The organism is Neorhodopirellula pilleata, assembly GCF_007859915.1.
Taxonomy (GTDB): domain Bacteria; phylum Planctomycetota; class Planctomycetia; order Pirellulales; family Pirellulaceae; genus Rhodopirellula; species Rhodopirellula pilleata.
The window spans coordinates 1-12,154 of record NZ_SJPM01000022.1; the positions used below are offsets into that span (position 1 = coordinate 1).

The window sequence follows — 12,154 nt, forward strand, 5'->3', positions numbered from 1 at the left end:
CGATTCTGGGGGAGGGGGGCGTTGTGCGCGGTCGGTCAAAATCAGACTCGCAATCCGCTTCGCTGCGTTTCGCAATGGCCAAACCTCAAAACGCAGAACCGATTTCGTCCTTGGTGAATAATGCGGGCTCAGGATTCCAAAAGAATCCTTTAGAAATCGCAGGCAAATGCCAGCGAAAGGCTGCCGAGAAATTGAGGGGTGGGATTCAGATGCATCGACGAGAAGCAGGCGGCCAAGAGTCATGAGCAAAACAGCGGGCGACCGCCCAAGGACAAACCGGTGGAAAATTTGCCACAGGTTATGGGTAAAGCCCGCGACGCGGCCGGCAAAGCGTCCGGGGTCTCCGGCAAGTCCGTCGACCACGCCAAACGCGTCATCGAAAAGGGGCTGCGCATGCGAGAGAAATTCACCCCAAAGCCGGCTCACTACTCCCACACGCTTCGCCTGCGTCCTCGGACTCCGGCGGCACCTCACGCCATCGAAGCGACGGCCTCAGGTGCCGCCGGAGTCATCGGAGCCTAAGACGGTTTTGCGACCACTTCGATCAATTCAAGTTCCTGACGAACCAACCGCTTGAACCGATCCATTACCGCGGCGGCGGCCTGTAGGGATCTCTCAAGAAAAAACTGCCCCGGAATTTGTTTGCCCCGTTTTGTGGCGATCATCGAAGACGAAGTGGCCGCCCGGATCCCGCCGACTAGGTTAATCACAGCGTCAGTTCGGCCGGGATTGGCGAATGTAACGCGGCGACGTGACTACCTCGTTGACGTGTCAGCTTGCAGGCCTAGCAGCTGTTCGCCGTCCATATTCAGCGTACTTGTGGCCGATAATCACGTCGGCCATGATGGGGGGATTGAGACAAACTCCCGAAAAACGAAAGAATTCCTGAATGAGCGGCCGGAATCCATCGGTCAAAGTTACCTGGGCGGAGGCTTTTCGGGATATTACAATTCGGTCGATTGATCGAGGGCAACTGCCTATCCTCGCCGGGTTTTTTTTGATTATTATCATCGCATGGCGTTTGCCAGAAGCCACCTTAGAGCAATTGGCGAGTTCACTTGTTGGTCGTTTTGTTGAAACGAACGCACTTGGCTGGGTATTTGCAGTGCTTCTCGGTGGCGGCTGGGTGGTTCACGCGGCGACAATGCGGCGAGTCCATCACAACGAAATGAAACGGCTTGCGCAGGAGCGAACACAGCTTCAGAAAAAACTGTCATCTCAAAAAAATATCCATTCAAGCAAACGAAACCGAAAATGATTGACGCCCTGAGTTGGGTAATCTTCGCGATGCTCGTAATTGCTGGCTTCCAATATGTCTACGAGTCGGCTGTAGCGCCATCTATCCGCATCTACCTTCGCTACCGAGTCTTTAGCGCTAGGGACGCTTTGCGTTGCCAGCAGTTTGACTCTCCCGTGAATGAAGATGCCTTTGAAGCATTGCAGTATCACTGCAATGCGATGATTTCCTGCATGTCCGAGTTGCATTTCAGCGATTTGGCGAGAGTTCGTACCAAGATGAAAGATCCGGAGGCTCAAGAACTTGTAGCCCGAATGAGGAAGGCAATCGCAGAATGTCACGATCCAGCGTTCACCCAAATCCACAAGGAAACTTGTAGAATTAGCTTGGCTGTTCTTGCTACCAACACCGGGGGGCTTTTGATTTGGATTGTGCCCGTAGTATTTGCGATCGGATCCTTGAGAAGAATCAGCCGACTGGCTCAAGCTTACCTGTCATTGAATAACCGTGAAAATTCTTCGACTCGATTTCATGGACGTGGTCTTCAGGCCTGTTGAGCAACGCCGAAAAATGAAGCTCGATACCGTCGCCGAATCTGGTGACGTGAGATCGCATTGCCTCATCACCAGCCGCCGTTTCCAGCTGCTTTCGCCGCTCGATCGAGCGTCGCCGGATTCGGTGGCGGACTACCCGGCAAGTCGAATCGTGCAATCGAGTTGCACAGTTGCACTTCTCTAAGTTGGCCGGCAGATGCCCGCGACGCAGCCGGCAAAGCGTTCGGCGTTTCTGGCAACCGGTTGCTGTTCTTCATCGGAAGACGTAGCCATGACGAAAACAGCGTCAACCGCCTCTCCATTGCGATCGGAAGTTTATCCGCAGATTGATTTCACGGTAGCCTTTCGACATCGCTCGCGTCGTCGGGCAAGGCCTCGTCAGTTGGATTCTTGCTGCGTGGGTGTCGGTCAATTCGCGAGATAAAAAGCATGACGACTACGCACACCACAATTACCAAAGCTGCAAACTGCCCCAACTGAGTAACTGTTTCAACTACGTTTTGCATAGAAATAGGGCTCGCCGAAAGCGTCACTGGTTCGATCGAGGTCGCATTTAAAAATGAAGCAACATCTATAACTTCAAATGATGCTTTCGTTCAAATTCGTCGGCCATCATGCCCGCGTCAATGTCTGGTTTAATAACAGACCCTGGTTGCTCGCGAGATGAAATTCCCGCAGTTCGGTTAATGGGAAACTCGATCGCGTTGAGCACAGTGATCAACCATGTATCAGGCCTTCCCTCCTGACGGGCAAGCTTGTTCCTTGCCAGCCTGTTGGCGACGTACGGTGGTGGCAACCTGTGCCGATCAGCAGTGGCCACGCCCTCCTCAGATCGCACCTCGTTCGAGTGACCAGCCGTCGAGCGATTGACCGCCTCATCTGCTTGAGCAGTCACGGACGCAAGCACAATCAGAACCAAGAGAGTTGTTTTGTTCCGCATTTTTGGCACCTGGGGCAATGTTGTTTTTCGCAGGTTAGCAACCACCAAGATGCGTGTCATGGTCAATCGTGGGGTCGCACCCGCTCGTTTCGGTTTTATCGCTGCCGCCCGGCCTCTATCGCTCACATTTGACGCGATTTTTGAGGCTGGAACGTTGGGCAGTGGATGAAGCGGTTGTGGCGAAAACCACCATGACCGTAGTGGGGCGTGGTACGCGCTGAATGTTTTCGGGCTTGACCGCTGAGGTGGACACGACGATTATGCGTTTGTCGTGAAGGTCGTAAGAAACCAACTCGATAACGATCGCACCTTCCAACGTGATTCGCTTCACGGGTGCGAACGTTCACAAAGTCATGCCCTCTAACTAAAACCAAGCGGTGCAAGAGTCCGGACGAGAAGAGTAGTCACCACGCAATTGGTGGCAGAGTCGGTTCAACCGGCTGGGTTGCAATCTGCGATCGGCACAGGCCGTGAGAGAGCGCCCCTGCGTAGGCCGTATGACGCCTATGTTCTTAACTTCTTTTCCGGGCTCATGCACGCACTGACCGCACCTCATGCACGTGGGGGCGGCGGAAGGAACGACATTTCATGTCAACTGCCACAATCGAGACGACGACGGATCAAGCAACGGACAACGGCCCGCTGAATGTGGGAACGATCCAGGTCCCGGTCCATACGACCGAGGCGACCGTCCACGAAATCCAATTCGAGCACGGGAGCGCGTTGGTAATCCCGATCGTATCCACGAAAGATTTTGCGGACGCGTGGGACCACTTTTCAATGTCGGTGCGATCCAACGATGCCGCTGTTTTCGTCGCCCCGGTAGCCGGTCCGATCACGCTTGAGTCGCTTGAAATCGACCCGTATCTTTATCAGGTGTTCGACGTGGTGACGGGCTGCGCGGTTTTGGTCGTCAAGCAGCCGAGTCGGTTGCTGGCCAAGCACGAAGCGAAGCAACTGCTACAGCGAGGCGGGCGGCCCGCCGTCATCTCGCCCCGATTCCCCGTTCGCGAATGGGAAGAGGAATTGCCGACCGAAATCACGCCGGGTGGCCGACGGAAAGGATCGGTATCCCGGCACGTCGAGTTCGTCGGCAAACGCTCAGGCATGGATTTCGCCGAGTTGCTGTACTACGGCGACGATTTAGGGGCCTTGCGAGATTTATTCGGATCCGAGAACAGCATCAACGTCGAATGGCGCGGCTGTGATGAGTATCGAATCATCCAACCCGGCGAGACTCGCCCGTGGTGCGTGGTCGAGACAAAAGCGACGCAATCATACTTCCTCGGGAAGACCGACATTGATGAGTTTGTCGACAAATGGATCGCCGATTTCGACCAAAAGACCGGCGTCGAAGTTAATTCAAACGACGATGACCAGGATCCGGAAGAGGAACGCAAGCAGAACCCCATCGGCTACGATCTGCGTGTCACGGCCGACGACTACGACGAAATGGCCGACGACGTCAAAGTGGTGCGGGAGTCACTTACAAAGTCACTCACCGGCGACACGGTCCGAATTGAAGGCCTGCTGTACAGCCAAGAAGAGTCAATGCGACAAATGGCTAATCTATGCCGTTCGATGATGGAGACATACAGCGTCGCCGGACTGAACGGCGCTTACGTGATGAATGACAGCCTACAGCGTTTGTCCTCCGTAGTCGGTGAGCTTATCCGCGACAGCAAGGCCCCTGCCGTTGTTTCGCGTTTGCATCACTATGTGCACATGAAGATCTGTTTCGAGATGCGTGGCTGCATTCGCGACGCCATTCGCGAGGCCGGCGAAGAGATCGCCCGGCAAACTCGATAACAAACGCCACCGATTCCGATCGGCATCACCAGCGGGTAGGTTTGCACCTTACCCGCTGTTTTCGTTTTCAGGGCATGGGACCGAACACGCCCGATTCCGGCTGTTATCAGCGATTCGCCCCGCAAAATACGCATAAACGCATTGGTATCCACGATGGACGAAAAAACGCTCTGCCGATCACTCCTCAACGTGGCCGACGCGATCCCCAGTAGCGTCACTTGGGGCGTGGTCGAATTGGCCGATGATCGGCACGTTTTCTTGTACGACGGCCGCGACGAGTCAACCTCGATGATCGCGGAGGCCATCGCAGGCCGGTTTGGCGAAGTCGTGGCCGTCGAATCGATCCCGTCCGGACGAAAGGACGGTGGCCCGTTACTTGGATGCCTGATTGACGTAGGCAGCAACGCCGACGACGCAGCCGGGCGACTGCGGGCATCTTACGCGATCGCGACCACGCCGAGCAGCGACGACGACCACGGGCCGTTTTGATTCTTTCTCAAAAAAACATTGAAGAGAACTTGCAATGTAATCCGTTACGGTATACAGTAGGCGTAGTTCAGTTACTTCACTTTTCGGGGACGAATCAGATGACGACCTTTGTTACTTTCTATCGCGATGGCCTTCAACTTCACACTAGCAAATTGAACGGATTCCGATTCGTTTCACTCGGCACGCCGACCGGCACCGTTGGCCGAGCAACTTGCTTCAAGAGCGTCACCGTCAACATCGGCGGCAATCGCGAACGCGTCGTCACCGAAGAAGACTTTGACGGCCCCGTGTCAATGAAGATCACCACCCCCGGTTGCAATGACCAATGGTTCGGGCTCGCAAGCGTCTGCAGCGTATCCCGAGAAACCGAGAGCGTCTAAGCGATGGCCGACAAATCGAAAGCCGGGCACTCCAAGCGAGTCGACCCGGCTGATTTTGGCGTTGATCTTGCCGACGTCCTCGAACAGATCAAGCCGCATCTCGAACATTTAACCAACGCACAAATCGGCGAACGCGCGGGGTTGTCTCGAATGATGGTATCGCAGACGTGGAACGGGGCAAAAAGTGTTTCACTCGGGGCACTCGCCGCGTTGGCGGCTGCGTCCGGTGGATCGTTGGAAGTGAAGTTCAAGCCGCCACGGAAGACGCGGAAGTAGGCGACCGCGATACGTTCGAGGAGCCCGAGGACGTACCGATAGCAGTTGAAGGCTGGATGGTTCATCGTCGGCCGGCATCAACGCTTGTTTCGTTTGACATTTCGGCAATCGCCAATAGCTCGATGGTCGCACGTGCCGTGACGAGCGTATTGTCTTGTGTGTCGATCACAACGCGGATCGATTCGGAAACGGACACCAAAGCGACAGCAACAAGAACGCCGACCATTGCCGTCGTCAACGCTTGCAAAAGGATCGAGTCCGCCATTGCATCCCGTTGAAAGGCCGCATAAAGCATCACCGCCGCTATCAGGATCGCGACAGACGCGACCAATAGAGCAAGCAGTCGGATCACCAAGCACAACGCGTTCAAGTTCGGGTAAGTCCGATTAGCCGGGACGGTGAAGCCGTTCCCGTTGCCCGGCCGCCTGCGTTCTTCCTGCGGCGTGACTTGTGTTCGTCGTTGAAGCCACGATCCGCCGGTTGAAACCTGATCGCCTGCGTCGTCGGCGGATTTTGCGGCCACCTCTTCCGCTTGGCGTTGGGCCAGCATCTCCGCCCGAGCGTTCTCCTTCGCGAGGCGTCTTGCTTCGCGTTGTTCATGCTGACGATACCGTTGCTCGTTCGCTTCACGCTCGACTTGTTCTTGTTCCACGATTCCAGGCGTCATGAATTTCGCCAAGCATTCGGGGCAGTTGTCGAACGTTCCGGCCTCCTTCAACGGCGACGTGAGACCGGCCTTGCACGCAGGGCACGAGAACCGAACCGTCTTGGAACCGATGAGGTTGGCCGTGACTTCGTAACGGGCAGGCTGTAAAGGTGGCGGAGCGGGAACGTCCATCACCGACGAACAACCAGGGCATTTAACCCGGCGGCCTGCCGCTTCCGGTTTCAACCGTAGCGGCCGCCCGCATTTGCATGTTAATTCGATCATCACTTCGCACTCTTCCTTACAGCCTGTTTCTTCGCCTGCCGCTCCTTCGCCGCCGCTTCAGCCGCCGGGGTGCCTTCCCTCAACGCCGCGAACACGTCCTCCACAATGTAGGTCCGTCGGCCTTCGTCCATGATGCTTGGCACCGCTCCTTCGGATGTTCGCCGGTCGAGTTTCGCGATCGACCAACCAAGAATCTTCGCCATCTCGTCACGGCTTGCGCAACGCTCCTGACGGGGTTCATCCTTCTTGGCGATAAGTGGCCTCAGCCGATCAAAGACGGCATCCGCGATGCGGTCAATCAAGGCATCAACGTTGCTAACGGATTCGATTTCAATTCGGTTCATGTTCTGGTTCCTGCGTTGGTTGGAAGGGTCGGAAAGTCAATTCGGTCATTGTCTTCGGACGTTTGTCACGTTTGGTCACGGCCGCGGCAGAATTTTTTTTCGACCGAAGCAGAACCGGCCCCGAAACAGCCTAAGAAGTAGCCACAAAGCCCGCCCGCGCATAGAATGCCAACGTCGCAAGGGTAGCTCCCTTGCTATTTCGCGTTCCGTCGCCGTGTGACTGCCCTCCACGGCGGCGGGCCGCATTCTCGATGAGGGCAGGATGATGAACAGCGTGCAATTGCATGACGACGATGGCGATCCCGTTCAATACTCGCAAGCATTGCTTGATGAGGCTACCGGCCACCTATCGCATGCGTTGAAAATCTTTCGTTCAATTCGGTTGATGACGTTGACCGAACGTTGGAGTGAAGATATCCACACGCACGGCAAAATAATCGAAGCGATTAGCAGTAAATACGTACCCATTGATTGGCAAGCGTGGGCAGACGTCAACACGTGGTCGGCTGCCTTGGGTGCCACCGGCGGTTATCCGAGCACCGAGACGCGAAATGCGTTTTGGCGTAGATGCGGGTTTGAGACCGGCTGCGATAACTTAGTGCTAGACATGAAGGTGAAGCCGACAAAAGCGATCGTTGACGGAGACCGAAAACACGAAGTCACTGAGATTATCGACGAGGTCATGGACGCTGTTGGTTTTTCAGTGGAATCCGTTGAATCCACTACCCAACGTCGCGTCATTGAAAGGCTTGAGCAATTCGCATCATTGATTCCACGAGTTGAAGAGACGTTTGGGAAGTTGCGAGGATGCTACGCTTGCGGAATCGTTGATCCTGAAATACGCAAGGCGAGCGGTCTTCATGACATCCTCATGGCGATCGAGGATTCGGGTTTAGAGATCCCCCGTCGCGATCACGCCCACTCATGCGGAGGGCCTGCTAATGAAGATTCTCGCGACGTTGATAACGATCAGCATCCGTGTAATGACAAAGCCGAGAGAGTGACGTCGGACAAGCCCACGAGGAAGGGCAGACTACGCAAGGCCGAATCGGAATTGCGGCGAACGCAAATGCTCGCAGAACTGCGAAGTCACCCCACCCTAAAAGACGATCCCGCGAAACTTGCGACGATGGTTGGAGTTTCCGAATCGACAGCGCGACGCTGGATTGATGATGAAGCGGAAAAATATCAATCGCGCAATAACAGAATGACAGAAGATTGAAAAAAATATTGCGTCAAACGCTAGGGATTCCGTTCATTTTCATTAATTAATGACGATGGCCATGGTTCTACAGGAGGACCATCTATGGCCAAATGTATCTATGACGTGACGCGGAAAAATGATCCCGCGTACTGGGCAGCAGCCCTTGTGCTAGCAATCAAGCACGGCAAATCGACCGACGAAAAAACAGCGAGACGCAACCTCGTTCGGCTGGGTTATGACCTGACGCGGATCGACACATCGACCACCCCCGAAAAATCGGAGGTGTCCCAATGAGTCACGCCACTATGGTCGAGTCGATCGACCCCGAGGCACTTCGGGCGGCCATCGTCGCCGACGTCGTCGAAGCCATCACGCCCCTACTCGCCGAGTCCACCGACCCGCTAGCAGTCGGACCGGGCGAGATGGCGCGGCGGCTATCTATTTCACGGCCGACGCTGGATCGCCTGCGGGCGGCCGGCGTGATCCCCAGCGTAATGGCCGGACCGACGGAGCGATGCCGTCGATACGTTCCGGCCGACGTGCTCGCGGCCCTCACCGCCGCGTCGACACCCACCAACGATGCCCGGCGAGCCGAGCTACTGTCCCAGCTACTCGCCGCGTGTGACGACGACGACCAGCGTTCGCGCGTCCGATACGCCATGGGAGTCGACTCATGATTGCGAAATCGGTAATCGAGCAAATCGAGGACATCCTAGCGGTCGAGCAGGCCATGCCTGGGGAGGTCCATCGGATGCGAGAACGGATAACGCTTACCCGTCGTGGCTGGACCACCGCCGAAGTGGATGCGATGTTCGACCTACGTCAGCAATGCGAGCAGGCGGTGACGACGGCCATGGCATGTTGCCGCTGTGTCTCGATTGAAGACGGGGTGGTTCGATGCGATGGCTCCCAGGCGGAGCGATACCAGCGTCGACTAGAGCGATTCAATAGGATCCTACCACCTCACACCGTGAGCTACGCCGCTTTCGTGTTCGAGCGGATGAGGTGCGGATGATGGCCGGCGAATGGATAAAAATGCGTCACGACCTGCGAGACGACCCGGCATGTCTGACATTGTCCGACAATTTGTCGGACACATTCCACGCAACCGTCGGACGCTTGTTTGTTTTCTGGTCCTGGGTTGATCGTCATAGCGCCGACGGCACCCTCGCGAACGCAACCAAATCAACGATCGACCGACTTGTGGAGCGTGACGGGTTCGCCGATGGGATGATCGACGTCGGTTGGTTGGTCACCGATGGCGAAACTCTGATTGTCCCGCAATTCACGAGACATAACGGGTCATCGGCGAAAGCTCGCGAACTCGAATCGGAAGCCAAACGACTGCGTCGCAAAGAACAGAAACCATTGTCCGACAAATGTCCGACATTGTCCGACAAAACGTCGGACCAAGAGAAGAGGAGAGGAGAGAAGAATAATAAGAAGGGCGCAAGCGCCAAATTCATCAAACCGACCGTTGAGGAAGTGGCCGCATACTGCAGGGAAAGAGGTAACCAAGTCGACCCGACTAAGTTCGTTGACCACTACGAGACCACCGGTTGGCGGCGCGGTAAATCGACCGTCAAGGATTGGCGTGCGTGCGTGAGGACGTGGGAGCGATCCGATACCAACTCATCCACGTCAAAGCAAAGTGCCGCCGACAAGCGAGCGCCGACCCTTGACGAGTTGGCCGCGATGCCGGCCGTACCTCGCAAGAGGCCTCAAGGATGAGCATCGACTACGACACCGAGCTAAGACGGATGACGATCCGACGCCGCGTTAGGATTCGCCGCCAGGTCATCGAATCGGTTCCTTCACCGGAAGCCCGAGCGGAATTGGCTTCACGCATGCGGGCCGACGGCGCGACGGATACCGAAATTGAAGACGCCTTTCGGATTCGCGAAGCATGTTACATCGCGGTTTGCGATGCGATGGACCTTCACCGGCGGATGGAGATTGTATCCGGCCGCCTACTCGTCAGCGGCCGCGACGCCGAGACCCACCAAATTCGGCTGGAACGGTTCAACTCACCGATCGACGGGGCTCCTTCGATCGCGGTGGAAACATTCAAGCAAATCAACAACGGCATGGAAAAACACAAACAGTGACCGCAAACCCCCTCACAAACGACCAAGCCGAACGAGCGGTATTGGGTGCGATGATCGTCACGCCGACGCTTTGCGATTCGATTCACGCCCGATTGGACGCCGAAGCGTTCACCGGCGACGCACGCAAAACGATGTTCAACACGCTAATCGATCTGCACGCCGCCGGGATCCCGATCGATGATCCGATTGTTTTGCTTGATCGTCTCGAACGACTAGGCAGGATTGACGCCGTGGGAGGAATGGAGGCGGTCGAGGAGGCACTGTCAACGCGAATCGACAACGCCGATCACTACATCGATTGCGTTCGCGACCTATGCCGACGCCGCCGAATCGTCGACATCGCGCAGCGTGCCATCGTGCGAGCCCATCGCGGTGGCCTGGACGACACCGCCGACGACATCGCCGAATCAATGCGAGCGGCAACGCTTAGCATTGACGCCGGATCGTCCGACAACGAAATCCAAACGATCGCCGAAATCGTCACCGGTTCAATCGATCGAGCCGAGCGAGTGGCCGCCGGCGACAAGACCGCCGCCGGGATACCAACTTCCGTTCCGGTCATCGACCGGGCCACCGGCGGCGTGTTCCCCGGCCTGACCGTCATCGCCGCCCGGCCGTCGATGGGCAAAACGGCGTTGGGTTATCAGATTCTTGGATCGGCGGCCCGTGCCGGTATCCCGGCGTTCTTCATCTCGTTGGAGATGACCAACCAACAAATCGGTGACCGCACGATCGCCGCCGACACGGGGACCAATTCGATGATCCTGCGATCCGGCAAACTCGATGCCGAGCGTCTATCGTCGTTGCGTGCGTACGTCGATGATGATCTGACCGGCGTTCCGCTCCATGTTTGGCGGCCGAAGCAACCGCAAACGATCGAACGCATCGCCGCGATGACGCGGCTACACGTCGCGAAACATCACTCGCGTATCATCGCCATCGATCACCTACTCAAGATCAAGCCGACCGACAATCGAGACATCCGCCACGAGCAAATAGCACACATCGTTTGCGCCGCGAAGAACCTGGCGACCGAATTGGACCTGCCGGTTTTGTTGCTCACACAAGCCAAGCGAAAAGACGGTCGAGCCGCCGACCAATCGCCCACCGTCGACGAGCTTTACGGGTCATCGATGATCGAAGCCGAAGCCGACGACGTTTGGTTGATCCATCGGGCCGACCGCGACGCCACCGAAGCCACGATCAAGCTCGCGAAGTTTCGCAACGGTGCGGTTCAAACGCTCGATGTTTGGTTTGATCCCGTGCGGACCGAGTTCGGTTCACCATCGGGTTGTTCGCATCTGGCGGAGTGGGCGTGATGACCGAAAAGAAGTCGATCGATAAGGCGGCGTGGTTACGTTTGTATGACACTGCGCATGCACTAGCGACCACACCAGCGAGCCAAGCCAAAGGCATCCCGGATGCGATCCAAGACCGTTTGCACGAGTTGCTTGATGCGTGCGAAGACATTTTCCGCGACACGGGGATACCAACCGAAGCCGATCGGGTGAAGAGTTGACCGGCCGACCCACACACGTACAGTTTTACCGACCACGGCTAGCTCGACGGAGCGAACCCCAGAACCTGACTGGTTGCCGTTGGTTCCTTTTTATCAGGATCCAGAACAGGAATGGATAATTGGCATCGTTGAGAAAAGAGACCGACCGCACCCGAGCCGGATGGCGGTTACAGTTCAGACAAGCTGGCCAACGCCGGTCGTTGTGGCTTGGCTCACGAAGCAAGCGTGCCGCCGAAGGCATCGCCGGTCACATTGACGAGTTGGTGCGATCACACGAAGCCAACACGCTGCCCGATGCGGCCACCGTTCGCTGGGTTTCGGGACTGAAAGATGAGCGAATCCGCGGCACGCTTGAGAATTGGG

Annotated in this window: 17 protein-coding genes; 15 read left to right on the forward strand and 2 right to left on the reverse strand. The window is 56.5% G+C overall.

Annotation, left to right across the window (positions count from 1 at the left end; all coding sequences use genetic code 11):
* The first annotated feature begins 198 nt into the window (after positions 1-198).
* From Pla100_RS27380 to Pla100_RS27410, 7 genes are all read left to right on the forward strand, one after another.
* The gene (locus tag Pla100_RS27380; RefSeq protein WP_146582070.1) at positions 199-522 is read left to right on the forward strand and encodes a hypothetical protein; all 324 of its coding nucleotides are present in this window, start codon (positions 199-201) and stop codon (positions 520-522) included.
* Positions 523-889: 367 nt separating this feature from the next.
* Positions 890-1,258 carry a hypothetical protein gene (locus tag Pla100_RS27385; protein ID WP_146582072.1) on the forward strand — a complete coding sequence of 123 codons (369 nt, stop codon included), beginning with the start codon at positions 890-892 and terminating at the stop codon, positions 1,256-1,258.
* The gene (locus Pla100_RS27390; RefSeq protein ID WP_146582074.1) at positions 1,255-1,794 is read left to right on the forward strand and encodes a hypothetical protein; all 540 of its coding nucleotides are present in this window, start codon (positions 1,255-1,257) and stop codon (positions 1,792-1,794) included. The genes Pla100_RS27385 and Pla100_RS27390 overlap by 4 nt, the downstream gene beginning before the upstream one ends.
* Before the next feature lie 1,525 nt (positions 1,795-3,319).
* Positions 3,320-4,540 (forward strand): hypothetical protein, encoded by a 1,221-nt coding sequence (locus Pla100_RS27395; RefSeq protein WP_146582076.1) that lies wholly within the window; start codon positions 3,320-3,322, stop codon positions 4,538-4,540.
* A 153-nt stretch (positions 4,541-4,693) separates the two neighbouring features.
* Complete coding sequence (locus Pla100_RS27400) at positions 4,694-5,029, forward strand: hypothetical protein (RefSeq protein WP_146582078.1); 336 nt, start codon at positions 4,694-4,696, stop codon at positions 5,027-5,029.
* 98 nt (positions 5,030-5,127) lie between these two features.
* On the forward strand, positions 5,128-5,409 hold the full coding sequence (locus Pla100_RS27405; RefSeq protein ID WP_146582080.1) for a hypothetical protein: 282 nt from the start codon (positions 5,128-5,130) through the stop codon (positions 5,407-5,409).
* Positions 5,410-5,412: 3 nt separating this feature from the next.
* Positions 5,413-5,685, forward strand: coding sequence for a hypothetical protein (locus Pla100_RS27410; protein WP_146582082.1), 273 nt, complete (start codon positions 5,413-5,415; stop codon positions 5,683-5,685).
* Between the two features lie 61 nt (positions 5,686-5,746).
* On the opposite strand, the gene Pla100_RS27415 is transcribed toward Pla100_RS27410, so the two are convergent.
* Positions 5,747-6,523 carry a hypothetical protein gene (locus Pla100_RS27415; RefSeq protein WP_146582084.1) on the reverse strand — a complete coding sequence of 259 codons (777 nt, stop codon included), beginning with the start codon at positions 6,521-6,523 and terminating at the stop codon, positions 5,747-5,749.
* Between the two features lie 92 nt (positions 6,524-6,615).
* A complete protein-coding gene (locus tag Pla100_RS27420; RefSeq protein ID WP_146582086.1) occupies positions 6,616-6,960 on the reverse strand; it encodes a hypothetical protein in 345 nt (114 codons plus the stop codon).
* A gap of 262 nt (positions 6,961-7,222) precedes the next feature.
* Between Pla100_RS27420 and Pla100_RS27425 the strand changes: the two genes are divergently transcribed.
* From Pla100_RS27425 to Pla100_RS27455, 8 genes are all read left to right on the forward strand, one after another.
* Complete coding sequence (locus Pla100_RS27425; protein WP_146582088.1) at positions 7,223-8,182, forward strand: hypothetical protein; 960 nt, start codon at positions 7,223-7,225, stop codon at positions 8,180-8,182.
* 84 nt (positions 8,183-8,266) lie between these two features.
* Entirely contained in the window at positions 8,267-8,458 is a 192-nt protein-coding gene (locus Pla100_RS27430) for a hypothetical protein (protein ID WP_146582090.1), read from the forward strand.
* Positions 8,455-8,841, forward strand: coding sequence for a MerR family transcriptional regulator (locus tag Pla100_RS31270; protein ID WP_197168282.1), 387 nt, complete (start codon positions 8,455-8,457; stop codon positions 8,839-8,841). The genes Pla100_RS27430 and Pla100_RS31270 overlap by 4 nt, the downstream gene beginning before the upstream one ends.
* Entirely contained in the window at positions 8,838-9,179 is a 342-nt protein-coding gene (locus tag Pla100_RS27440) for a hypothetical protein (RefSeq protein ID WP_146582092.1), read from the forward strand. The genes Pla100_RS31270 and Pla100_RS27440 overlap by 4 nt, the downstream gene beginning before the upstream one ends.
* 20 nt (positions 9,180-9,199) lie before the next feature.
* Positions 9,200-9,895, forward strand: a complete 696-nt coding sequence (locus tag Pla100_RS27445) for a hypothetical protein (RefSeq protein ID WP_146582093.1) — start codon at positions 9,200-9,202, stop codon at positions 9,893-9,895.
* Positions 9,892-10,272 (forward strand): hypothetical protein, encoded by a 381-nt coding sequence (locus Pla100_RS31275; protein WP_197168284.1) that lies wholly within the window; start codon positions 9,892-9,894, stop codon positions 10,270-10,272. The genes Pla100_RS27445 and Pla100_RS31275 overlap by 4 nt, the downstream gene beginning before the upstream one ends.
* Entirely contained in the window at positions 10,269-11,591 is a 1,323-nt protein-coding gene (locus tag Pla100_RS27450) for a replicative DNA helicase (RefSeq protein WP_197168285.1), read from the forward strand. Before Pla100_RS31275 ends, Pla100_RS27450 begins: the two co-directional genes overlap by 4 nt.
* A complete protein-coding gene (locus Pla100_RS27455; RefSeq protein WP_146582097.1) occupies positions 11,591-11,791 on the forward strand; it encodes a hypothetical protein in 201 nt (66 codons plus the stop codon). Before Pla100_RS27450 ends, Pla100_RS27455 begins: the two co-directional genes overlap by 1 nt.
* Positions 11,792-12,154: the final 363 nt, after the last annotated feature.

Excerpts from the sequence above, each read along its gene's own strand:
- Pla100_RS27385 (WP_146582072.1), top strand. The coding sequence starts at position 890 with ATGAGCGGCCGGAATCCATCGGTCAAAGTTACCTGGGCGGAGGCTTTT.
- Pla100_RS27390 (WP_146582074.1), top strand. The coding sequence starts at position 1,255 with ATGATTGACGCCCTGAGTTGGGTAATCTTCGCGATGCTCGTAATTGCT.
- Pla100_RS27395 (WP_146582076.1), top strand. The coding sequence starts at position 3,320 with ATGTCAACTGCCACAATCGAGACGACGACGGATCAAGCAACGGACAAC.
- Pla100_RS27400 (WP_146582078.1), top strand. The coding sequence starts at position 4,694 with ATGGACGAAAAAACGCTCTGCCGATCACTCCTCAACGTGGCCGACGCG.
- Pla100_RS27405 (WP_146582080.1), top strand. The coding sequence starts at position 5,128 with ATGACGACCTTTGTTACTTTCTATCGCGATGGCCTTCAACTTCACACT.
- Pla100_RS27410 (WP_146582082.1), top strand. The coding sequence starts at position 5,413 with ATGGCCGACAAATCGAAAGCCGGGCACTCCAAGCGAGTCGACCCGGCT.
- Pla100_RS27415 (WP_146582084.1), bottom strand. The coding sequence starts at position 6,523 with ATGGACGTTCCCGCTCCGCCACCTTTACAGCCTGCCCGTTACGAAGTC.
- Pla100_RS27420 (WP_146582086.1), bottom strand. The coding sequence starts at position 6,960 with ATGAACCGAATTGAAATCGAATCCGTTAGCAACGTTGATGCCTTGATT.
- Pla100_RS27425 (WP_146582088.1), top strand. The coding sequence starts at position 7,223 with ATGATGAACAGCGTGCAATTGCATGACGACGATGGCGATCCCGTTCAA.
- Pla100_RS27430 (WP_146582090.1), top strand. The coding sequence starts at position 8,267 with ATGGCCAAATGTATCTATGACGTGACGCGGAAAAATGATCCCGCGTAC.
- Pla100_RS31270 (WP_197168282.1), top strand. The coding sequence starts at position 8,455 with ATGAGTCACGCCACTATGGTCGAGTCGATCGACCCCGAGGCACTTCGG.
- Pla100_RS27440 (WP_146582092.1), top strand. The coding sequence starts at position 8,838 with ATGATTGCGAAATCGGTAATCGAGCAAATCGAGGACATCCTAGCGGTC.
- Pla100_RS27445 (WP_146582093.1), top strand. The coding sequence starts at position 9,200 with ATGCGTCACGACCTGCGAGACGACCCGGCATGTCTGACATTGTCCGAC.
- Pla100_RS31275 (WP_197168284.1), top strand. The coding sequence starts at position 9,892 with ATGAGCATCGACTACGACACCGAGCTAAGACGGATGACGATCCGACGC.
- Pla100_RS27455 (WP_146582097.1), top strand. The coding sequence starts at position 11,591 with ATGACCGAAAAGAAGTCGATCGATAAGGCGGCGTGGTTACGTTTGTAT.